Annotated in this window: 13 protein-coding genes; 10 read left to right on the top strand and 3 right to left on the bottom strand. The window is 71.9% G+C overall.

Annotated features, from left to right (window positions below; translation table 11 throughout):
- Nucleotides 1–59 precede the first annotated feature (59 nt).
- The 5 genes from J8403_RS10150 to J8403_RS10130 all read left to right on the top strand — a co-directional run bounded on the left by J8403_RS10150 (nucleotide 60) and on the right by J8403_RS10130 (nucleotide 7,418).
- Complete coding sequence (locus tag J8403_RS10150; RefSeq protein WP_211122887.1) at nucleotides 60–998, top strand: dihydrodipicolinate synthase family protein; 939 nt, start codon at nucleotides 60–62, stop codon at nucleotides 996–998.
- Nucleotides 995–2,452 (top strand): sialate:H+ symport family MFS transporter, encoded by a 1,458-nt coding sequence (locus J8403_RS10145; protein WP_211122886.1) that lies wholly within the window; start codon nucleotides 995–997, stop codon nucleotides 2,450–2,452. The genes J8403_RS10150 and J8403_RS10145 overlap by 4 nt, the downstream gene beginning before the upstream one ends.
- A 175-nt stretch (nucleotides 2,453–2,627) precedes the next feature.
- Complete coding sequence (locus tag J8403_RS10140; protein WP_211122885.1) at nucleotides 2,628–3,788, top strand: CaiB/BaiF CoA transferase family protein; 1,161 nt, start codon at nucleotides 2,628–2,630, stop codon at nucleotides 3,786–3,788.
- Nucleotides 3,789–3,899: 111 nt separating this feature from the next.
- On the top strand, nucleotides 3,900–5,114 hold the full coding sequence (locus J8403_RS10135) for an acetyl-CoA C-acetyltransferase (protein ID WP_211122884.1): 1,215 nt from the start codon (nucleotides 3,900–3,902) through the stop codon (nucleotides 5,112–5,114).
- 69 nt (nucleotides 5,115–5,183) lie between these two features.
- Nucleotides 5,184–7,418 carry a 3-hydroxyacyl-CoA dehydrogenase NAD-binding domain-containing protein gene (locus J8403_RS10130; RefSeq protein ID WP_211122883.1) on the top strand — a complete coding sequence of 745 codons (2,235 nt, stop codon included), beginning with the start codon at nucleotides 5,184–5,186 and terminating at the stop codon, nucleotides 7,416–7,418.
- A gap of 341 nt (nucleotides 7,419–7,759) precedes the next feature.
- On the opposite strand, the gene J8403_RS10125 is transcribed toward J8403_RS10130, so the two are convergent.
- Entirely contained in the window at nucleotides 7,760–8,698 is a 939-nt protein-coding gene (locus J8403_RS10125; protein WP_211122882.1) for a LysR family transcriptional regulator, read from the bottom strand.
- 121 nt (nucleotides 8,699–8,819) lie between these two features.
- On the opposite strand from J8403_RS10125, the gene J8403_RS10120 reads away from it, so the two are divergent.
- Nucleotides 8,820–9,701 carry an alpha/beta fold hydrolase gene (locus tag J8403_RS10120; protein WP_211122881.1) on the top strand — a complete coding sequence of 294 codons (882 nt, stop codon included), beginning with the start codon at nucleotides 8,820–8,822 and terminating at the stop codon, nucleotides 9,699–9,701.
- Between the two features lie 356 nt (nucleotides 9,702–10,057).
- Here J8403_RS10120 and J8403_RS10115 read toward each other — a convergent pair whose 3' ends face one another.
- A complete protein-coding gene (locus tag J8403_RS10115; RefSeq protein WP_211122880.1) occupies nucleotides 10,058–10,801 on the bottom strand; it encodes a MerR family transcriptional regulator in 744 nt (247 codons plus the stop codon).
- 287 nt (nucleotides 10,802–11,088) lie between these two features.
- Here J8403_RS10115 and J8403_RS10110 point away from each other — a divergent pair, with 287 nt between their 5' ends.
- Together J8403_RS10110 and J8403_RS10105 are read left to right on the top strand one after the other, a co-directional pair.
- Nucleotides 11,089–14,832 carry a glycoside hydrolase family 2 TIM barrel-domain containing protein gene (locus tag J8403_RS10110; protein ID WP_211122879.1) on the top strand — a complete coding sequence of 1,248 codons (3,744 nt, stop codon included), beginning with the start codon at nucleotides 11,089–11,091 and terminating at the stop codon, nucleotides 14,830–14,832.
- 19 nt (nucleotides 14,833–14,851) lie between these two features.
- A complete protein-coding gene (locus tag J8403_RS10105; RefSeq protein WP_211122878.1) occupies nucleotides 14,852–15,724 on the top strand; it encodes an oxygenase MpaB family protein in 873 nt (290 codons plus the stop codon).
- A 270-nt stretch (nucleotides 15,725–15,994) separates the two neighbouring features.
- On the opposite strand, the gene J8403_RS10100 is transcribed toward J8403_RS10105, so the two are convergent.
- Nucleotides 15,995–17,485, bottom strand: coding sequence for a M1 family metallopeptidase (locus tag J8403_RS10100; protein WP_211122877.1), 1,491 nt, complete (start codon nucleotides 17,483–17,485; stop codon nucleotides 15,995–15,997).
- 185 nt (nucleotides 17,486–17,670) lie between these two features.
- Here J8403_RS10100 and J8403_RS10095 point away from each other — a divergent pair, with 185 nt between their 5' ends.
- Together J8403_RS10095 and J8403_RS10090 are read left to right on the top strand one after the other, a co-directional pair.
- Entirely contained in the window at nucleotides 17,671–19,677 is a 2,007-nt protein-coding gene (locus J8403_RS10095) for a Xaa-Pro dipeptidyl-peptidase (protein WP_246585779.1), read from the top strand.
- 109 nt (nucleotides 19,678–19,786) lie between these two features.
- Nucleotides 19,787–21,109 carry a M14 family metallopeptidase gene (locus tag J8403_RS10090; RefSeq protein WP_211122876.1) on the top strand — a complete coding sequence of 441 codons (1,323 nt, stop codon included), beginning with the start codon at nucleotides 19,787–19,789 and terminating at the stop codon, nucleotides 21,107–21,109.
- Nucleotides 21,110–21,277: the final 168 nt, after the last annotated feature.

Below are 21,277 nucleotides of genomic sequence, written 5' to 3'. Positions count from 1 at the left end.
CCCCGAACATAGGACGTCCCACGTCCTAATTGTCCTGCTATTCAGAAGGCTGGGTGTCGATGAGTCTTCCGGCTCCCCTCACCGGTGTCGTTCCGCCCCTGTGCACTCCGCTCACGCCCGCGGGCGAGGTCGACACCGCTTCCCTCGCCGCGCTCGCCGAGCGGCTGATCGACGCGGGGGTGAGCGCGCTGTTCGCGCTCGGCTCCAGCGGCGAGGCCGCCTATCTGAGCGACCGAAGCCGCGTCACGGCCCTTGAGGCGGTCATCGAGACCGTGGACGGCCGGGTGCCCGTCCTCGCGGGGGCGATCGACATGACGACCGCGCGGGTCCTCGATCACGCCCGTACGGCGGCCGAACTCGGCGCGGACGCCGTCGTGGCCACCGCGCCCTTCTACACCCGCACCCATCCCCTGGAGATCGCCGACCACTTCCGGCGGCTGCGCGACGGTGTGGACGTGCCGCTGTTCGCGTACGACATCCCGGTCTCCGTCCACTCCAAGCTGACGTCCTCGATCCTGCTTCCGCTGGCCGCCGACGCCACCCTGGCGGGGGTCAAGGACAGCAGCGGGGACGACGGGGCGCTGCGGCGGATGCTCGTCGAGGTCCGCCGTCGCGGCCTCGACGACACCTTCACCGTGCTCACCGGCTCCGAACTGTCGGTGGACGGTGCCCTCTTGGCGGGGGCCCATGGCGTCGTCCCGGGGCTGGCCAACGTCGACCCGGCCGGTTATGTCCGGCTGTATGAGCACGCGCGGGCGGGGCGCTGGGAGCAGGCGGCCGCCGAACAGGACCGGCTGGCAGCCCTCTTCGCCATCACCGATGCCGGGGACCCGGCGCTGATGGGCGCCAGTTCGGCGGGGCTGGGCGGTTTCAAGGCCGCGCTGCGGCTGCTGGGAGTGATCGAGTGCGCGGACACCGCCGCGCCCCAGGTGCCGCTGGGCGAGGCGGCCGTCAAGACCGTACGTCAACTTCTGGAGGAGGGAGGGCTGTTGCCATGACCGAAGCCACCACGGTGCCCTGGTACCGAGAGGTCTCGCGGGGTCAGTGGAAGTCCATGTTCGCCGCCTGGATCGGCTATCTGCTCGATGGTTTCGACTTCGTACTGATCACGCTCGTCCTGACCGAGATAGCCGACGAATTCGACCTGAGCACGGCGTCGGCGGCGAGCCTGGTCTCGGGCGCCTTCATCACCCGCTGGCTCGGCGGGGCGGTGCTGGGCGCGCTGGGGGATCGCTACGGCCGTAAGGCCGCCATGATCGTCAGCATTCTGCTCTACTCGCTCGGCACCTTCGCCTGTGGGTTCGCCTGGAACTACATCAGCATGTTCACGGCTCGGCTTGTGATTGGCATGGGCATGGCTGGTGAATACAGCGCGAGCGCCACCTATGTCCTGGAGAGCTGGCCCGCGCGGCTGCGCAACCGCGCCTCCGGCTTCCTGATCTCGGGCTACTCCGGCGGCACCATCCTCGCCTCCGAGCTCTACAAGTGGGTGGTTCCCCACTGGGGCTGGCGCTGGATGTTCTGGATCGGCGTGCTGCCGGTGCTGGTCGCGCTGTGGGTGCGGCGCGCGCTTCCGGAGGCCGGGGACTGGCACGAGGAGGTGGCGACGGCGAAGGCGCGGCCGAACCCCTTCCGGCCGCTGTTCACCGGACGCTCCCGCGCGAGCGTCAACACGGCGCTTGCCGTGGCCGCGAGCGTCGCGCTGTTCCTGGTCTTCACCCCGCCGGGCGCGGGCTGGCGCTGGCCGCTGTCGCTCCTGGCGGCGGGGTGTCTGATCGCCTTCGCGGCCCAGCTCGGCGGACGGCGCCGCTGGCCGCTGTATGTGGCCCTGACATGCACGGTCTTCTGCGCGTTCCTCTACAGCTGGCCGATCCAGGCGCTGCTGCCCACCTATCTGAAGGAACAGCTCGGGTACACCCCGTCCGAGGTCACCGATGTGATGTTCTACGCCGGGTTCGGGACGATGGCCGGCTGCTGGCTGGCCGGGTTCGCGGGCGACTGGCTCGGCACCCGGCGTGCCTACGTCTACACCCTGCTCGCCTCGCTGGCCTTCGTCTTCCCGGTGTTCGCGGTGCAGGACACCCTGGTCGGGCTCGGCGTGCTGCTGTTCTTCCTGCTCGCGCTGAGCCAGGGGATCTCCGGCATCCTGCCGAAGTACATCGCGGGTCACTTCCCGACTCCGACGCGGGCGGCCTCGCTCGGCTTCGTCTACAACACCGGGGCCCTCGGCGGCGCGGTGGCGCCGGTGCTCGGCGCCCATCTGGCCGAGGGCATGTCCCTCGGGCGGGCGCTGGCGGTGCTCACCTTCGGGCTGACGCTGGTGGTGATCGTGCTGGTCGGCTCCGATCTGCCGCGCCGGCTGGGCAGGCTCACCGATCCGGCGGGCGACGAGGACCATCTCGTGCCCGAACAGCCGCTGTCGATGACGGGGCCGGACAGGGAGAAGACCTGACCCGCAAGGCCGGTCGGCGCCACACCCGGCCCGCCGTGCCGCCGCAGGGACCAAACCCGCTTGCCGGGCAAGGGGCTTGGTTGTCCACAGGCCCAGGAGAGGGCTTGTGGAATGCGGGACGCGTTCTTAGCATCGGCGGTGTTACAGCGGTGGTGTCACACGATTGGGGGACGGCATGACGGTGGCGGCGGAGGACGGGGCGACGGGGGCCGGTCCGCTGGCCGGAGTGCGGGTGGTGGAGCTGGCGGGGATCGGGCCGGGCCCGTTCGCCGCCATGGTCCTCGCCGACCTCGGCGCCGATGTCGTCCGCGTCGACCGCCCCGGAAGCGCCGGCGGCCTGCGGATCGACCCGGACCACGACCTCACCAACCGCAACAAGCGCTCGGTGCTCCTCGACCTGAAGGCCGAGGGGAGCGTGGCCGCCGTGCTCGACCTCGTGGAGCGCGCCGACATCCTCATCGAGGGGTACCGCCCGGGGGTCACCGAGAAGCTGGGCCTCGGCCCGGAGGAGTGCCTGGCGCGCAACCCCCGGCTGGTCTACGGCCGGATGACCGGCTGGGGGCAGGAGGGCCCGCTCGCCCGCACCGCCGGCCATGACATCGGCTATATCGCCGTCACCGGCGCCCTCAGCATGATCGGCGCCGCCGACGGCCCGCCCATCGCCCCCGCCAACCTCCTGGGGGACTACGCGGGAGGCTCGCTGTATCTCGTCATCGGCGTCCTGGCCGCCCTGCAGCACGCCCGCGCGGGCGGCACCGGCCAGGTCGTGGACGCCGCGATCGTCGACGGCACCGCCCATCTCACCTCCGCCATCCACGGCATGATGGCCGCCGGGGGCTGGCGCGACCAGCGCGGCACCAATCTCCTCGACGGCGGCTGCCCCTTCTACGGCACCTATGAGACCGCCGACGGCGGCTATATGGCGGTCGGGCCCCTGGAGCGCAAGTTCTACGCGGAGTTCATCGAGCTGCTGGGCATCGCCGACCAGGCCCCGGCCCGCGATGACTTCGACAGCTGGGCCGCGCTGCGCACCGCCATCGCCGACCGCTTCAAGCAGCGCGACCGCGAGGAGTGGACCGCCGTCTTCAGCGCCACGGACGCCTGCGTCGCCCCCGTGCTGTCCCTGCGCGAGGCCCCGGCCCATCCGCACCTCGCCGCCCGCTCCACCTTCGTCGACCACGGCGGGATCACCCAGCCCGCGCCCGCCCCGCGCTTCTCCGCCACGCCGGGCGCGGTGCGCCGCGCGCCCGTCCGCCCTGGGGCGGACACCGCCGAGGTGGCGCGCGACTGGGGAGTCACCTCGCTCGTCGAGGGAAACCCGTCAGGAACGTCATGAACCCCTGGATGGACGGCGTGAACCCCCGTATGGACGTCATGAACCCCCGTCCGCATCCCGCCGCCCCCCTGAGCCGTCCCGGCCCGAACCCTCTCCTGAAAGGCCGCTGAAGTGAGCACCGAAGCGTATGTGTACGACGCCATCCGCACCCCGCGCGGGCGCGGTAAGGCCGACGGTGCCCTGCACGGCACCAAGCCCGTCGACCTGGTGGTCGGCCTGATCCACGAGATGCGGCGGCGGTTCCCCGAGCTGGACCCGGCGGCCATCGACGACGTGGTCCTCGGCGTCGTCAGCCCTCTCGGCGACCAGGGCTCGGACATCGCCAAGATCGCGGCCATCGCGGCCGGGCTCCCGGACACGGTCGCGGGCGTCCAGGAGAACCGCTTCTGTGCCTCGGGCCTGGAGGCCGTCAACCTGGCGGCCGCCAAGATCCGTTCCGGCTGGGAGGATCTGGTGCTCGCGGGCGGCGTCGAGTCGATGTCCCGGGTGAAGATGGGCTCCGACGGCGGCGCCTGGTTCGCCGACCCGATGACCAACTACGAGACCGGTTTCGTACCGCAGGGCATCGGGGCCGACCTCATCGCCACCACCGGCGGCTACAGCCGCCATGACGTGGACACCTTCGCCGCGCTCTCCCAGGAGCGGGCCGCGCGGGCCTGGAAGGAGGGGTACTTCGACCGCTCCGTGGTCCCGGTCCGCGACCGCAGCGGGCTGACCGTCCTCGACCGGGACGAGCACATCCGCCCCGGCACCACCGCCGAGACCCTGGCGGGCCTGAAGCCGTCGTTCGCCACCATCGGCGAGGCGGGCGGCTTCGACGCGGTCGCGCTGCAGAAGTACCACTGGATCGAGGCGATCGACCATGTCCACCACGCCGGGAACTCCTCGGGCATGGTGGACGGCGCCGCCCTGGTCGCCATCGGCAACCGCGAGGTCGGCGAGCGCTTCGGGATGACCCCGCGCGCCCGGATCGTCTCCGCCGCCGTCTCCGGCGCCGACCCCACCATCATGCTCACCGGCCCGGCTCCCGCCACCCGTAAGGCGCTCACCAAGGCCGGGCTGACCATCGACGACATCGATCTGGTCGAGATCAACGAGGCGTTCGCGGCGGTGGTGCTGCGCTTCGTGGACGACATGGGGCTGAGCCTGGACAAGGTCAATGTCAACGGCGGCGCGATCGCGATGGGCCATCCGCTGGGCGCGACCGGCGCGATGATCCTCGGCACGGTGATCGACGAGCTGGAGCGGCGCGACGGGCGGTTCGGGCTGGTGACGCTGTGCGTGGGAGGCGGGATGGGCATCGCGACGGTGGTCGAGCGGCTCTAGAGACGCGCCGTTTCCCGCTTCCCCCCGCCCCGCCCTCCGCGCCCTTCCCCTTCGCCCTGGAGACCTCAGATGAGCCACCCCACCACCGCCTCGACCATCCGCTGGGAGCAGGACGACGCGGGCGTCGTCACCCTGGTGCTCGACGACCCCGGCCAGTCCGCCAACACCATGAACGCCGCGTTCATCGACTCCCTCGACGCCATCGCCGACCGCGTCGAGGCCGAGCGCGACACCATCCGCGGCATCATCGTCACCTCCGCCAAGAAGACCTTCTTCGCTGGCGGCGACCTCAACGACCTCCTTCGCGTCGGGCCCGACCAGGCCCAGGAGATCTACGAGAAGAACCTCCGCATCAAGCGCGGGCTGCGCCGGATCGAGACCCTCGGCAAGCCCGTGGTCGCCGCGATCAACGGCGCGGCGCTCGGCGGCGGACTGGAGATCGCCCTCTCCTGCCACCACCGCATCGCCCTCGACGCCCCCGGGTCGCGCATCGGCTTCCCCGAGGTCACCCTGGGCCTGCTCCCGGGCAGCGGTGGCGTCGCCCGTACGGTACGGCTGCTCGGCGTCACCGACGCGCTGCTCAAGTGGCTGCTCCAGGGGGCGCGGTACAGCCCCCGGCGCGCCCAGGAGGCGGGGCTGGTGCACGAGGTCGTGGCCACCCCGGAGGAGATGCAGGCCCAGGCGCGGGCGTTCATCGACGCCCACCCCGAGTCGGCACAGCCCTGGGAGGCCAAGGACTACCGGATCCCGGGCGGCACCCCGGCGCAGCCGAAGTTCGCCGTCAACCTGCCCGCCTTCCCCGCCAATCTGCGCAAGCAGCTGGGCGGCGCGCCCTACCCGGCGCAGCGCAATATCCTGGCCGCCGCCGTCGAGGGGTCCCAGGTGGACTTCGAGACCGCGCAGACCATCGAGGCCCGGTACTTCACCGAGCTGGTCGTCGGCCAGACCGCCAAGAACATGATCCAGGCGTTCTTCTTCGATCTGCAGGCGGTCAACTCCGGGGCCAACCGGCCCCAGGGGATCGAGCCCGGTCAGGTCCGCAAGGTCGCGGTGCTGGGCGCCGGGATGATGGGCGCGGGCATCGCGTACGCATGCGCCAAGGCGGGCATCGAGGTCGTCCTCAAGGACGTGTCCGTGGAGGCCGCCGCCAAGGGCAAGGCGTATGCCGAGGGGCTGCTGGCCAAGGCGCTCGCCAAGGGCCGGACCACCGAGGCCAAGCGGGACGAGCTGCTGGCCCGGATCACCCCGACCGGCGATCTGAGCGACCTCGAGGGGTGTGACGCGGTCATCGAGGCCGTCTTCGAGGACCCGGCGCTCAAGCACAAGGTGTTCCAGGAGATCGAGGGCGTCGTCGCCCCGGACGCGCTGCTGTGCTCCAACACCTCCACCCTGCCCATCACCCTGCTCGCGGAGGGGGTGCAGCGCGCCGACGACTTCATCGGACTGCACTTCTTCTCGCCCGTCGACAAGATGCCGCTGGTCGAGATCATCAAGGGCGAGCGCACCGGCGACAAGGCGCTGGCCCGCGCCTTCGATCTGGTGCGGCAGATCAACAAGACCCCGATCGTCGTCAATGATTCCCGCGGCTTCTTCACCTCCCGCGTCATCGGCCACTTCCTCAACGAGGGCGTGGCGATGGTGGGGGAGGGCGTCGACCCGGCCTCCGTGGAACAGGCCGCGGCGCAGGCCGGCTATCCGGCCAAGGTGCTCTCCCTGATGGACGAGCTGACCCTGACCCTGCCGCGCAAGATCCGCGAGGAGACGCGCCGGGCGACCGAGGAGGCGGGCGGCACGTGGCGGCCGCATCCGGCCGACGCGGTGATCGACCGGATGGTGGAGGAGTTCGGGCGGCCCGGCCGCAGCGGCGGGGCGGGCTTCTACGAGTACGACGAGGCGACCGGCAAGCGGATCCGGCTGTGGCCGGGGCTGCGGGAGCACTTCGGGCGAGGTGGGTCTGGGGGTTCCGGTGGGTCCGGGGGTTCCGGTGGGTCCGGTGGTGACGGCGATCGCATTTCCCTCGAGGACATGATGGAGCGGATGCTCTTCTGCGAGGCCATCGACACAGTGCGGCTGCTGGAGGAGGGCGTGCTGACCTCCGTCGCCGACGCCAACATCGGCTCCATTCTCGGCATCGGCTTCCCCGGCTGGACGGGCGGGGTGCTGCAGTACATCAACGGCTACGAGGGCGGCGTGGCCGGATTCGTGGCCCGTGCGCGGGAGCTGGAGGCGGCGTACGGGGAGCGGTTCGCGCCGACCGCGCTGCTGGTGGAGAAGGCGGAGCGGGGGGAGCGCTTCGCGGACTAGGGGCGTGCGGCGGGCCGCGCGGCTGAGCCGCGTGTCGACGCTTTCCCCTCCCCGCCCCTTCCCGCAACCGGGGCCCAGCCCCGGCCCCCGCCGGGGCTCCGCCCCCGGACCCCGCTCCTCAAACGCCGGAGGGGCTGGGTTGTGGGCTCCGCCCGTGGGCCCTGTTCCTCGAGCGTTGGAGGGGCTGGGTTGTGGGCTCCGCCCGTGGGTCCTGTTCCTCGAGCGTTGGAGGGGCTGGGTTGTGGGCTCCGCCTCTGGGTCCTGTTCCTCAAGCGTTGGAGGGGCTGCTTGCTAGCGCGGGAGCGGTTGGATTGATGGGCCGGTCGGTCGGGGTCGGCCCGTCAGCGCGCGCCCAGACGGCGTTCGAGGCGCTCGCCCACCCCTGGGCACCGCTCACGGGTGATGTCCAGGAAGGCCGCCAGCACGGGGGAGCGGTCCTGGGCGCGGAAGGACATCACCAGCTCCGGCAGCTCCACCCGCGGGCTCACCTCGCACACCCGGACGTCCGGTCGCGCCGCCACCCGCAGACAGGCCGGGCCGAGCCCCACCCCGACCCCGCACGAGGCCAGCCCGATGATGGTGTGCGCATCCCACGCCTCGGTGACCCCACCGGCCCGCGCGGGCGCCTCGGTGCCCTCGTCCAGCAGTGCGGTCAGCCAGGCGGCGACCACCGGCTCCTCATCCGCGGGCGCCACGATCAGATGCTGGCCCCTGAGCTGCTCGAGGCTCACCTTGGACTGCCCGGCGAACGGATGGGCGGCGCCGACGACCGCCACGAGATGGTCCCGGCCGACCGTGACCGACACCAGATCCTCGGCACCCGCGCCCCGGGGCGCGCCGCGCCCGATGGCGATGTCCAGCTCGCCCGCGAGCAGCGCCGCCGTGGACCGGCACGTCGTCATCTCCTGCAGCCCCAGCCGCACGTCGGGGCGCTCCCGGATGAACTGGCCCAGTACGGACGGCAGCAGCTCCAGCAGCGCCGAGCCGATGAAGCCGAGCCGCAGCCGCCCCGTCTCGCCCCTGGCGGCCCGGCCCGCGTCCGATACGGCGGCGGACATCTCGGCCAGCGCCCGGCGCGCCCTGGCCAGGAACGCCTCGCCCGCGGCGGTCGGGAACACCCCACGCGCCGTACGGTCGAAGAGGCGGGCGCCCAGCTCCCGCTCCAGCGCCGCGATCTGCTGGGACAGCGGGGGCTGGGCGATCCCGAGGGCGGCGGCCGCCCGTCCGAAGTGCTGATGCTCGGCCACCGCCAGGGCGTACCGCAGATGTCGTGACTCCATCGGACCGAGGATATCCGAGCCGATATCCAGGAGATATCGGCGGCGGGGTTGTCAGATATCGTGGTGGATAACGCCGCTCCGTGGCGGTGGACTGTTCTCCATGAGCGCCATGAGCCCCAGAATGCCGTCGAACGATTCCCACCCCGTGAGCGAGGCCCACCCCGCCTCCGGCACCGTGTTCGTGCTGGTCCACGGCGCCTGGCACGCCTCCTGGCAGTGGGCGCCCACCCAGCGCGCCCTGGCCCGGCGCGGCGCGGCGAGCCTCGCCGTCGACCTGCCGGGACACGGCTTCGAGGCACCGCTGCCCTCGGGCCTCCACCTCCCCGGCCAGCCGCGCTTCGCCACCGAGAAGTCGGCGCTGGCCGGGCTGACCCTCGAGGAGTGTGCCGGGGCCGTCGTCGCCGCGCTGCGATCGGTGCGCCGCTACCGGAAGGTCGCCCTGGTCTCGCACAGCGCCGGTGGCGCCTCGGCGTCGCTGGCCGCGGAGCGGGCCCCCGAGCTCGTCGACGAGCTGATCCATCTGTCGTCCTTCGTTCCCGCCGGGCGCCCCCGCTTCGCCGACTATCTGGCGGCCCCCGAGCAGACCGCGACCGTACGGGGGCAGGGGCTGATGCTGGGCGACCCGGAGGCCATCGGCGCGTTCCGGATCAATCCGTACTCCGCCGATCCGGCGTACGTGGAGGAGCTGCGGCTGACCTATTACCACGACGTCCCGGCCGAGTCCTTCGCCCGCTGGTACCACGCCCTGAGCCCCGATCTGCCCTTCGCGGTGCCGACCACCCCGATCGCCCTGACCCGGGAGCGGTGGGGGCGGATCCCGCGCACCTTCATCCGGTGCGCCGAGGACTGGGCGTGCACCCCCGCGATGCAGGATCTGATGATCGCGGAGGCCGACGCGGCCATGCCGGACCAGCCCTTCACCGTACGGTCGCTGCCGGGCAGCCATTCGCCGTTCGCCGCCCGCCCCGACGAGCTCGCCGCCGCGCTCACCGGCGGCGAATGACCACCGCCGCCGGCGCCCCGGGGCGGTCGGTCGGCCGCAGCACCGCCCCGGGCCGCGCGGCCCGGGGCGCACCGCCTCGGACCCGCGCAGCCCGCGTCGCAGTCCGCGCCCGCAGCCCGCGGTTCACCCCGCGCGCGCTCCCCGCGTCGCAGTCCGCGCCCGCAGCCCGCGGTTCACCTCGCGCCTGCTCCCCGCGGTTCACCCCGCTCCCGCAGCCCGCCGTTCACCCCGCGCCCGCTCCCCGCATCCCAGTCCGCGCCCGCAGCCCGCGGCTCACCCCGCGTCCGCGCCCCGCTTCACCTCCGCCCCAGCCCGGTTCACGGCCCGCGCCCGCGCCCCGCCTCACACCCCGCCGCTCAGTCCGCGTCCTGCCCGTACCAGGCCCGCAGCTCATGCTTCATCGACCGCTGGAAGGCGATCACCAGCGCCTCCACCACCAGCGGCTGCATATGGGCCGACAGTGACTTCTTCGCCTGCATCCGCTCCGGTCCGCTCCCGGACTCGTGATCGCGCTCGGGTCCCCACACCTCGTCCCGGAACAGCCGGCTGAGCTCGCGCGCCGCGGAGCGGGTGTGTTCCAGGACGACCGTATGGGCCGTGCGTATCGTCTCCATCTCGATCGGCACGTCCAGCAGCCGCAGCCCCAGATGGAGCACCTTGGGGTCGATGCGGAAGCGATCCGGGTCGTCGGTGCGCTCCAGGGCGTCCAGTGCGGCCAGCCGGTCGATGTCCTCCTCCGTGAGCTCCCGCCCGGCCCGCCGGTCCAGCTGTTCGCGGGTCGTCTCCTCGGGGGCGTCCGGGCCCCAGGAGGCGACCAGGGCCCGGTGGAGCGCCAGATCGTCCTCGCTCAGATCCGGTGGCAATTGGCTCAGATAGCGCTCGATGGCGGACAGGGTCATGCCGTGGCGCTGCAACTGTTCGATCAGCGCGAGCCGGGAGAGGTGCTCGGGGCCGTAGTGGCCGACCCGGCGCGGGCCGATCGCCGGCGGCGGCAGCAGTCCACGGGTGCCGTAGAAGCGCACGGTGCGCACGGTCACCCCGGCGCGGGCCGCCAGTTCATCGACGGTGAGGGTGGGTTCCTCGGTGCCGGGGGTGGTCATCGGCCGTGCCTCGCTCTCCGCGTCGTCCTGCTCCGTCGTCCTGCGCCGCCGGGCCGCTGCCCGATCGGGTTCATCAGTATTGCTGTCGCAGCACCGCTGTGAAACCTTCCGCCGCCACTGGCTCAACACCGGGATCCGCACGACCTGTTGACGATCTCTTTACCGATGAATACCGTGCGTCGCTGTTCAGCTGTGTTGGTTTTCTTCCGAATCTGTGAGGTGGGGTCGGATTGAGCTCGGAACGCGGCAGATATGGGATACGGCGACTGATCGGCGCGGTGCTCGCCATGACCACCGCTGTCGGCCTCGGTCTCACGGCCGCGGACACGGCCGTCGGGAGATCGTCGGACGCGGGCAAGTTCCCCGCCGATGTGCATACGTACCTCGAGGACCCGGAGCGGACCGGCGAGGGCCAGGAACCCCCGCACACCCGGCTGCGGCCGGACGGACCCGACCGCAAGGCCTGGGAGCGCAGCCTGGACGGATCCTGGCGGTTCGCGATGGCCGACCGGCCGGAGGACGCCCCGAGCGGCTTCTGGAAGGACGGCTACGACGCCTCGGCCTGGCAGCGCGTCCAGGTCCCGCACACCTGGCAGACCGACGACCTCGACCATCCGGTGTTCCGCAACGTCCAGAGCGAGGTGGCCCCGGACGATCCGCCCAAGGTGCCCCGTGACACCAATCCGACCGGGGCGTACGTCCGCGACATCACGGTGCCGCGGAATTGGGACGGGCGCCGGCAGGTGATCCGCTTCGACGGGGTCACCTCCGGCTGGTTCCTGTGGATCAACGGCCACTACGTCGGCTACGACCAGGGCGGCTATGTGTCCGCCGAGTTCGACGTGACCGACTATCTGCGTCCCGGCGCCACCAACCGGATCGCCGTCCAGGTGCACCGCTGGAGCGCGGGATCGTATCTGGAGGACTACGACCAGTGGCGCTACGCGGGCATCTTCCGCTCCGTATCGCTGTACTCCACGCCCACGACCCGCATGGAGGACGCGTACGTCACCACCGATCTCGACGCTTCCTACCGGGACGCCACGCTGCGCACCGAAGTGGACATCGCGCGCACCGGAGGCGACAGGAGCCGACCCCATCAGGTCACCGGGGTGCTCTATGACCCCAAGGGGCGTGAGATACGGCGTCTGACGGCCGAGGAGAAGGCCGGGAAGGCCGAGCTGACCGGGCGGATCGCCAACCCCGCCAAATGGTCCGACGAGACGCCGAACCTCTATGCGCTGGTGCTCACCCTGCGCGATCCGGACGGCAAGGCGATCCAGACCGTGCGCCAGAGCGTCGGATTCCGTGAGATCGAGGTCAAGGACAAGCAGCTCACGCTCAACGGCAAGCGCGTCCTGATCCGTGGCGTCAACCGCGCCGAGACCGATCCCACCACCGGGCGCCATGCCACCCGCGCCCGGATGGAACAGGACGTCCGGCTGATGAAGCGGCTGAACGTCAACGCGATCCGCACCTCCCACTACCCCTCGGACCCGTACCTCTACGAACTCGCCGACCGCGAGGGCATCCTGATCGACGACGAGATGGAGGTCGAGACCCACAGCCACGAGAACTGCCCGAACGACTGCCTGGCCGAGCGCCCCGAATGGCAGAAGGCGTTCCTGGAGCGCCACCAGGGCATGGTGGAGCGCGACAAGAACCACCCCAGCGTCATCATGTGGGACACCGGAAACGAGGCCGGGCTGGGCAAGGCGCACTACGCGATGGCGAAGTGGACCCGGGCGAACGAGCCCACCCGCCCGCTCTACCACCAGTCCAACAGCCCCGACGGCGACGCGCCCTACGCGGACATCGCCGGACCCCGCTACCCGACCCCGGCGTCCCTCGAAGCCAAGGCCAAGACCTTCACCAAGCCCATCGTGATGGGCGAATACGCCCACGCCATGGGCAACAGCCTTGGCAACTTCCGCGAGTTCTGGGAGGTGATGCGCGCCTACCCCAGCGCCCAGGGCGGCTTCATCTGGGACTGGGCCGAGCAGAACATCCGCCGTCCGCTGATCACCACCCCCGACTCCTCCGGCAACGACATCGCCGCCTCCCTCTCCGGCAAGCCCAACGTGGTCGACGGGTACGGCGGAAAGGGCAAGGCGCTGTATCTGTCCGGTCTCGACGACTTCGTCGAGATCTACCGCGATCCGAAGCTCGACCTCACCGGCACCGCCGTCACCCTCGACGCCCGCGTCAGACCGGCCGAGCCCTGGACCGGGGACTTCACCATCGTCAGCAAGGGTGACCAGTACGTCCTGCGGATGAAGGACGAGAAGACCCTCGAATTCACGATCACCGGCGGCGGTAAGCCCCGCACCGTCACCGCCCCCGTGCCCGACGGCTGGACCGGCGCCTGGCACCGGGTCACCGGCACCTACGACGGCACCGCGCTGCGCCTCTATGCCGACGGTAAGGAGCTCACCGAGACCGCGTGGAGCGGCCGTATCGACTACACCGGCTTCGACCTCGGCGTCGGCCGGAACAACGACACCATGGAGGACGGCTGGACCGGCCGGACCGCCAAGGGCACCATCGACCAGGTCCGGGTCTATGACACGGCGCTCGGCGCGGAGCCGCTCGCCCAGGACCGGGACCCCCGCGGCGACGCCCTGATCGCGCTCGACTTCGACGACTTCACCCGTAAGGGCAGCTACCTCTCCTACGGGCTCTATGAGTCCGGCGTGGACGGCCTGGTCACCGCCGACCGCGACCCGGAGCCGGAGACCGCCCAGCTCGCCTGGGTGCAGGCGCCGATCCGGATCACCGACCCGGGCGGCGAGGACGGCGCCCGCACCGGCAAGGTGAAGGTCACCAATGAGCGCGCCTTCACCGGCACCGATGATCTCGCCCTGCGCTGGACGGTGACCGAGGGCGCGCGGACCGTCGCGAGCGGCACCCGCGCCCTGGACGTGGGGCCCGGCGAGAGCGCCACGGTCCAGCTCCCGGCCCCGCCCGCCAATCCCGGGGGCTATGAGCGCCATCTGACCGTGCGGGCCGTCACCGCGCACTCCACCGACTGGGCCAAGGCCGGGCATGTGGTGTCTTTCGGCCAGTTCGCGGTCGGCGGCGACAAGGTGCCCGAGCCCGCCCCCGCCCCGGCGGCCGACCAGCCCGCCAAGGCCGTCGAGCGCGGCGACACCGTGCGGGTCGGCGGCGAGGACTTCCAGTACACCTTCGGAAAGAAGGAGGGCACGCTCACCTCGATGCGCGTGGCGGGCCGCGAACTGCTCCGCTCCGGCCCCGAACTGGACGCCTGGCGCGCCCCGATCAGCAATGAGCGCTCCGACTGGGGCACCGCCGAGGGCAAGCGCTGGCGGACCCTGGGCCTGGACCGGCTGCGCACCACCGTCGACGGGGTCGAGACGACCCCCGGCGACGACGGCACGGTCACCGTCACCGTCCGCTCCACGGCCGCCGCGCCCGATGTGACCGGCGCGTCCTTCGGCCAGACCGTGGCCTACCGGATCGACGGCGCGGGCCAGGTGCGGATCCGGCACCAGGTCGAGGCGCGCGGCGACTTCCGCACTCTGTCCTATCTGCCCAGGATCGGTCTCCGGCTCAAGGTGCCCGAGCGGTACGGCACCTTCCGGTGGTACGGGCGCGGACCGGTGGAGAACTTCAACGACCGTAAGGACGGCACCCCCATGGGCGTCTGGGCCTCCTCGGTCGAGGACCAGTACGTCGAGTATCTGAAGCCCCAGGACCACGGCAACCACGACGATGTGTGCTGGGCGTCCCTCACCGACCGCGGCGGCGCCGGACTGCTGGTCTCCGGAGATCTGGAGGCGGGCGCCAGCGCGTACGACGAACTCGACCGGGCCGCCTATCCGCACTTCCTCAAGCGCAACGACGGCTGGAACACCCTGCACGCCGACCACGCGGTCACCGGCGCCGGCGACACCCCCAACCCGGTGCGCGACCAGTACCGGGTGAAGGCCGACAGCGCCTACGACTACACGCTCACCCTGCGCCCGCTCGGCGGCGGCGCGGGGGCGCACACTGGAACGGGAGGGAAGTAACCGCACCACCGATGGTCCCATGAGCACGCAGCGCCCCCGCCGCCCCACCGAAGGCCACGACCCGCCGCCCGCCGGCGGCATCCTGTGGGCCGTGGCGGGGGAGCTGCGCAGCCTGCTCGCCCTGCCGGCCGCGATGACCATGCAGGTGGCGCATCCGGCCGTCGGGGCGGGCGTGGACCAGTACTCCGTCTTCCGCACCGACCCCTGGGGGCGCGGCGAGCGCTCCCTGCGGTCGGTGCAGCTGTGGGTGTACGGCGGGGCGCGGGCCGAGGCGGAGGGCCGCCGGCTGCGCAGGCTCCACGCGTCCATCCAGGGCGTCGACGCACACGGCCGCCCGTACCGCGCACTGGACCCGCCCGTCTACGCCTGGGTGCACGCCACCGGCTATCCGGTCTATCTGCGCGCCCAGCGCTATCTGGGCACCCGTCCCTTCACCGCCGCCGAGGAGCGGCAGCTGTACGGGGAATGGCTGCGGATCGGACGGGTGCTGGGCATCGACGACCACGAGATGCCGCGATCCGTCGAGGAGTTCTGGCCCTACTACCGCTCGATGGTGCGCGAACGGCTGGAACCGACCGTCGTCGCGCGTGAACTGACCGCGCCCGACGCGCCCGTCCCTGCGCCCGGCCCGCTGCCGCCCCGGCTGCTGTGGCCGCTGCTGCGCCCGCTGTTCACCCGCTTCCGCGCGTTCCTCACCGTCGGGCTGATGCCGCCGGACGCCCGGGAGGCGATCGGGCTGGGATGGACGCGGGGGCAGGAGCGGCGGCTGCGGTGGTTCGGGAGGGTCGTCCGGATCGTGGTCCCGCTGCTGCCCGAGCGGCTGCGCTATCTGCCCATCGCGCGTGAGGCCCGGCGCCGCGCCCGCGCGGACGGCCGCGAGCAGCGGCCGTGACCAGGGGGCGTGGGCAGGGGCCGTGACCAGGGGCCGTGGCCAGGGGCCGTGGGCGGGGCCGCGTGGCCGTGAGCGGACTCGGTCCAAGGCCGTGACCTGAGGCCTGGCGCGCACTGCGGGCGCGGGCGGCCTGTCGGCGCCGCACCAGTCGGCGGGCCGGACGAGCGCGCCCATGGCGTGGTGGGCGCCACCGCACCGCAGAGGCGCCGGGCCCCGGCCGGGGTGGGGGACCCGGCCGGGGGTGGGTGACCCCGGCCGGGCCCGGGCGGCTCAGCGGCCGTGGGTGCGGTGCGTGTCCTGGATCCGCTGCCACGACTTCGGCCGCACCGGCGCCTTGGCCGGGCTCAGCTCCGCCGCCCGCGCCTGCGCGGCGGCAGGCTTCGACGGGGTGAACAGCCAGGTGTCGAAGAGCGCGGCCAGCGGCTTGCCCGACACCTTCTCCGCATAGGTCACGAAGTCCTTGACCGAGGCGTTTCCGTACCGGTTCTCCGTCGTCCAGCCCTTGAGGATCGCGAAGAAGTCCTTGTCGCCGATGTGGTTCCGCAGCGCCTGGAGGGCCAGCGCGCCCCGGTCGTACACCGCGTCATGGAACTGGTTCTCCGGCCCCGGGTTGCCCGGCTCGACCTTCCAGAAGGGGTCGTCGGCCGGGTAGGAGGCGTAGGTGTAGTCCGCCAGCTCCTGCGCGGTGCCCTCGCCCTCCTTCTCCGACCACAGCCACTGGGCGTAGCTGGCGAAGCCCTCGTTGATCCAGATGTCGCGCCAGTCCTTCAGCGAGACGCTGTCGCCGAACCACTGATGGGCCAGCTCATGCACGATCAGTGAGGTGTTCGCGCCCTTGGCGAACCCCTTCGGGCTGTAGAACGGCCGGGTCTGGGTCTCCAGCGCGTAGCCCGTGGGCACATTGGGCACATAGCCGCCCAGCGCGTCGAAGGGGTACGGGCCGAAGACGGTGGACTCCCAGTCCACGATCTCCGCCGACCGCTCCACGCTCGCCCGCGCCGCCCCCGCGTTGTCCCCGAGGTCCTTGCTGTAGGCGTTGATCACCGGCAGACCATTGGCTGTCGTGTCCGTCGTGATGTCGAACTTGCCGACCGCCAGCGTGGTCAGATACGTGGCCTGCGGCTTGGCGGAGCGCCAGTTGTAGCGGGTCCAGCCCAGCTGGGAGCTGGTCGACCGCAGGGCGCCGTTGCTGATCGCCTGCGTTCCGTCCGGCACCGCCACCGACACGTCGTAGGTGGCCTTGTCCAGCGGATGGTCATTGCTCGGGAACCACCACCACGCCGACTCCGGCTCGTTGGCCGCGATCCCGCCGTCCGGGGTGCGCAGCCATGAGGTGAACCCGCTCGCCACCACCTTCGAGGGGGTACCGCTGTAGCGCACGACCACGGTGAAGGGGCGGTCGACGGTCAGCGGCGCGGCCGGGGTGATCTCCAGCTCATGGTCGCCGGTCTTGGTGAAGGCGGCCTTCTTCCCGCCCACCAGCACCTCGCTCACATCGAGCGCGAAGTCCAGGTTGAACCGGGACAGATCCTGCCGGGCGTCGGCCACGATCGTCGCCGTGCCCTCCAGCCGGTCGGTCTTCGGCTGGTACTTCAGCCGGAGGTCGTAGTGGGAGACGTCGTACCCGCCGTTCCCGTACGAGGGGTAGTAGGAGTCCCCGATGCCGGGGGCGCCCGGTGTGGCATCGGCCGCCGACGCCGGGATCGCCAGCAGCAGGCAGGCCGCGGCCGCGCCCGGGACGAGAAGTCTGTGGTGACGCACGAGTCCTCCAACTCGTAGGGGAGAACGATCACTCGTGACCTTATGTACTCCTCACACGCACCTCACGTCCATCACGCCGTCCGACATCCAATCGACATCCGGCCGCAACGCGAATCGACTCGGACCCGATCGCGACACGTATCGCCCTCTTCTGTACGGGAGTTGACTCGCGCTACCGTCCGGCCGTGCTGCTACCGACGCGGACACCCCGCATCCCCTGGACCACACTCGTGCTGTCGGCGGTCACCGCGCTGGTCGCGGCCGCCATATCCCTGCTGCCACCGCTCGGCGCCCCGGCCGCCCACGCCGCCTCCGCGGCGCCGAGCGCACCGGATGGCAGATCCGAGAGCAGACCCGCCTACTCCTACGAGAACGCCATCCGGGAATCGGTATGGGTGGACACCACGATCGACGGCGACGCGGACGGAGAGACCGACCGGGTCGCCGTCGACATCGTCCGGCCGCGCGAACCCGCCGCGCAGGGCCGCCGCGTCCCCGTCATCATGGACGCCAGCCCGTACTACTCCTGCTGCGGCCGCGGCAACGAGAGCCAGACCAAGACCTATGACGCCGCCGGGAATCCGGTCCTCTTCCCGCTCTTCTACGACAACTACTTCGTCCCGCGCGGCTACGCCACCGTCCTGGTCGACCTCGCCGGAACCAACCGCTCCGACGGCTGTGTGGACGTCGGCGGCCGCTCCGACATCCTGTCCGCCAAGGCCGTGGTCGACTGGCTGAACGGCCGCGCCACCGCGTACTCCACCCGCACCGGCGGGCAGCCGGTCAAGGCGAGCTGGTCCAACGGCGCCACCGGCATGATCGGCAAGAGCTATGACGGCACCGTCGCCAACGGGGTCGCCGCCACCGGCGTCAAGGGGCTCAAGACCATCGTGCCCATCGGCGCCATCTCCTCCTGGTACGACTACTACTTCGCCAAGGGCGCCGCGCTCTACGACTCCGGCCCCGACGGACTCTCGGACGCCATCGAGAGCGATGACGCCCACGCCCACTGCGCCGCCGTACAGAAACGTCTCGTCGAGGGCGCCCCGCGCAGCGGCGACTGGACCGGCCTGTGGAGCGAGCGCGACTATGTGCCGGCCGTGGACAAGGTGCGGGCCAGCGTCTTCGCCGTGCACGGCGCGCAGGACCTCAACGTCCGCACCAAGCACCTCGGACAGTGGTGGAACGCGCTCGCCGACGCGGGTGTCGAGCGCAAGATCTGGCTCTCGCAGACCGGGCATGTCGACCCGTTCGACTTCCGGCGCGGTGAGTGGGTGCGCACCCTGCACCGCTGGTTCGACCACTACCTGCTCGGTATCGACAACGGCATCGAGCGCGAGCCGATGGCCGATGTCGAGCGCGCCCCCGACCAGTGGTCCACCGACCGGGTCTGGCCCCCGTCCGGCACCCGGCCAACCACGCTGCGTGCGCGCGGCGGGGCCACGGCCGGAGTGGGCGTACTCGGCACCGAGCGGGCCGAGCCCGGCGCCACGGAGACCTTCACCGACGACCCCGCGCTGAGCGAGGCCGACTGGTCCGCGGCCATCGACACCTCGACACCCGGCAAGGCGGGCTTCACCACCGGTCCGCTGAAGAAGGACCTGCGGCTGTCCGGCTCCGGCACGGTCACCGTCACCGCCACGCCCTCCACCACGAGCGCCCATCTCTCCGCGGTCCTGGTCGACCTCGGCCCGGCCACCATCCGGAACTACACGGGGAGCGGCGAGGGCATCACCACCCTCGACCGGCGCAGCTGCTGGGGCAGCAGCACGGCGGGCGACAGCGCCTGCTTCAAGGAGACCGCCGCGGACCGGGCCGACGTCGACTACACGGTCTTCAGCCGGGGCTGGGCCGACCTCGGCAACTTCGCGGACGACGGCAAGGGCCGCCCGCTGACCCCGGGCAAGGCGTACACCATCACCCTGGACCTCGCGGCCACCGACCATGTCGTCCCGGCCGGCCACCGCCTCGGGCTGATCATCGCCGGCACCGACGCGGGCCTTCTCGAACCGCCGTCCACCACCCCGCGGCTGACCCTGGATCTGCCCCGCACCTCGGCCCGGCTGCCGCTGGTCGGCGGCGCCCCCAAGGCCGCGGCCGCCCCCTCGCGCACGGCGGCCACACCGCCCCTGAAGGGCGTACGGGCGCCGCAGCACCGCACCCCGCTCCCGTTCATGTCCGTCCACGACTGACCCGCGCCGGTGGGCCCCCGCCGCCGCGCGGGGGCCCACCGGCGGCGGGCCGTGGCAGGACGCCGGCACCGATATCACCCCGTATCCCTCTCACCCCAGGAGGTCCTTCGTGTTCTCGCGGTCACCCCTCTTCCGCAGCGCCGCCTGCGGCGCGATCGGTGCGCTGCTGACCGGGTCGTTCCTCAGCGCGCCCGCGCGGGCCGAGCAGCGTCCGCCGCGTACGGGGTTCGAGATCAGCCATGGCGCACGGTGGACCACGCAGGCCGAGGAGGCGGACTTCCTCGCGGCCGTCGACAAGTCCGCCCCGCGCGTGGCCGTCGACCGGATCGGCGCCACCGCGCAGGGGCGGCCGCTGCGGCTGGTGCGGATCGGCGCCCCGGCCGCGCCCGCCGACCCGGACAGAGCGGCGCGCGGCAACGTCCTGCTGCTGATCTGCTCCCAGCACGGCGACGAGCCCTCCGGCCGGGAGGCGTGTCTGTCCACCGTCCGCGACCTCGCCTACGCCAAGGACCGCCGGACCCGACGCTTCCTGGAGCGCACCCAGGTGCTCGTCGTCCCGACCGCCAACCCCGACGGTCGCGCCGCCGACACCCGCGGCAACTCCGACGGCGTGGACATCAACCGCGACCATGTCGCCCTCAGCACCGCCGAGTCCCGCGCGATGGCGGGCGTCATCCGCGACTGGCGCCCGGACACCGTCTACGACCTGCATGAGTACGGGGCGGCCGTCCCGTACTACATGAAGGACCTGCTGGCCCTGTGGCCGCGCAACCTCAACACCCAGGACCCGGTGCACCACGAGGCGCGGACCCTGTCGGACACCTATGTGCGCCCCGGCGTCGAGGCCGCGGGCCACACCACCGGCGTCTACGGCATCTGGACCGACCCCGAGACCGGGGAGCCGGTCAAGCAGGTGGCGGGCGACGGACAGGAGCGGATCCTGCGGAACACCGCGGGCGTCAAGCACTCCGTAGGGCTGCTGGTCGAGACCCGGGTCGACCCGCTGACCGACGCCGAGAAGGCCGACCCCGCCGTCAACAACCGCCGCCGGGTGGGCTCCCATCTGGCCGCCCTGAACGGCGCCTTCGACTTCATCACCGAGCGCCGCGGCCGGATCGAGGCGGCCACGACGGCGGCGCGGCTGGCCGGCTACGCGGACCGGGGCCCGGTCTACCTCGGCGGCGCGGACAACGAACCGCCGCAGGAGGGCACGGTCCTGCAGGATCCGCCGTGCGGCTACCGGCTGGACGCCGCCCAATACGGCGAGGTGCGGGACGAACTGGCCCTGCACGGGGTGACGGCCCGGCCCGCCAAGGGCGACGGAGGTGCCTTCGTACCGCTGCGCCAGTCGGCCCGCGCGCTCGTACCGCTGCTGCTGGACGGCCGCGCCGCGTACCACCTCACCGCCGGGCAGCCGGTGGACAAATGCTGACATGACGCATTGATGGCATACTAAAACACCGGCCACATGGCCGGTTGGCATGCATCTCAAAGTGCTGGGTAGCCGGAAATCCGTCAGCCAAACCCCCAGTGAAAGGTTTTTTGCGTGCCGCAGACAGGTACAAGCGCGGGGGACGTCGGCGGCGACCCCCCGGCCCCC

Origin of the sequence: Streptomyces yatensis, assembly GCF_018069625.1 — a bacterium.
GTDB classification, from domain to species: Bacteria; Actinomycetota; Actinomycetes; order Streptomycetales; family Streptomycetaceae; genus Streptomyces; species Streptomyces yatensis.
The sequence above is the reverse complement of the archived record's forward strand: the minus strand, read 5'-3'. Positions and strand labels throughout refer to the sequence as shown.

Excerpts from the sequence above, each read along its gene's own strand:
- J8403_RS10150 (WP_211122887.1), top strand. The coding sequence starts at position 60 with ATGAGTCTTCCGGCTCCCCTCACCGGTGTCGTTCCGCCCCTGTGCACT.
- J8403_RS10145 (WP_211122886.1), top strand. The coding sequence starts at position 995 with ATGACCGAAGCCACCACGGTGCCCTGGTACCGAGAGGTCTCGCGGGGT.
- J8403_RS10140 (WP_211122885.1), top strand. The coding sequence starts at position 2,628 with ATGACGGTGGCGGCGGAGGACGGGGCGACGGGGGCCGGTCCGCTGGCC.
- J8403_RS10130 (WP_211122883.1), top strand. The coding sequence starts at position 5,184 with ATGAGCCACCCCACCACCGCCTCGACCATCCGCTGGGAGCAGGACGAC.
- J8403_RS10125 (WP_211122882.1), bottom strand. The coding sequence starts at position 8,698 with ATGGAGTCACGACATCTGCGGTACGCCCTGGCGGTGGCCGAGCATCAG.
- J8403_RS10120 (WP_211122881.1), top strand. The coding sequence starts at position 8,820 with ATGCCGTCGAACGATTCCCACCCCGTGAGCGAGGCCCACCCCGCCTCC.
- J8403_RS10115 (WP_211122880.1), bottom strand. The coding sequence starts at position 10,801 with ATGACCACCCCCGGCACCGAGGAACCCACCCTCACCGTCGATGAACTG.
- J8403_RS10110 (WP_211122879.1), top strand. The coding sequence starts at position 11,089 with ATGACCACCGCTGTCGGCCTCGGTCTCACGGCCGCGGACACGGCCGTC.
- J8403_RS10105 (WP_211122878.1), top strand. The coding sequence starts at position 14,852 with ATGAGCACGCAGCGCCCCCGCCGCCCCACCGAAGGCCACGACCCGCCG.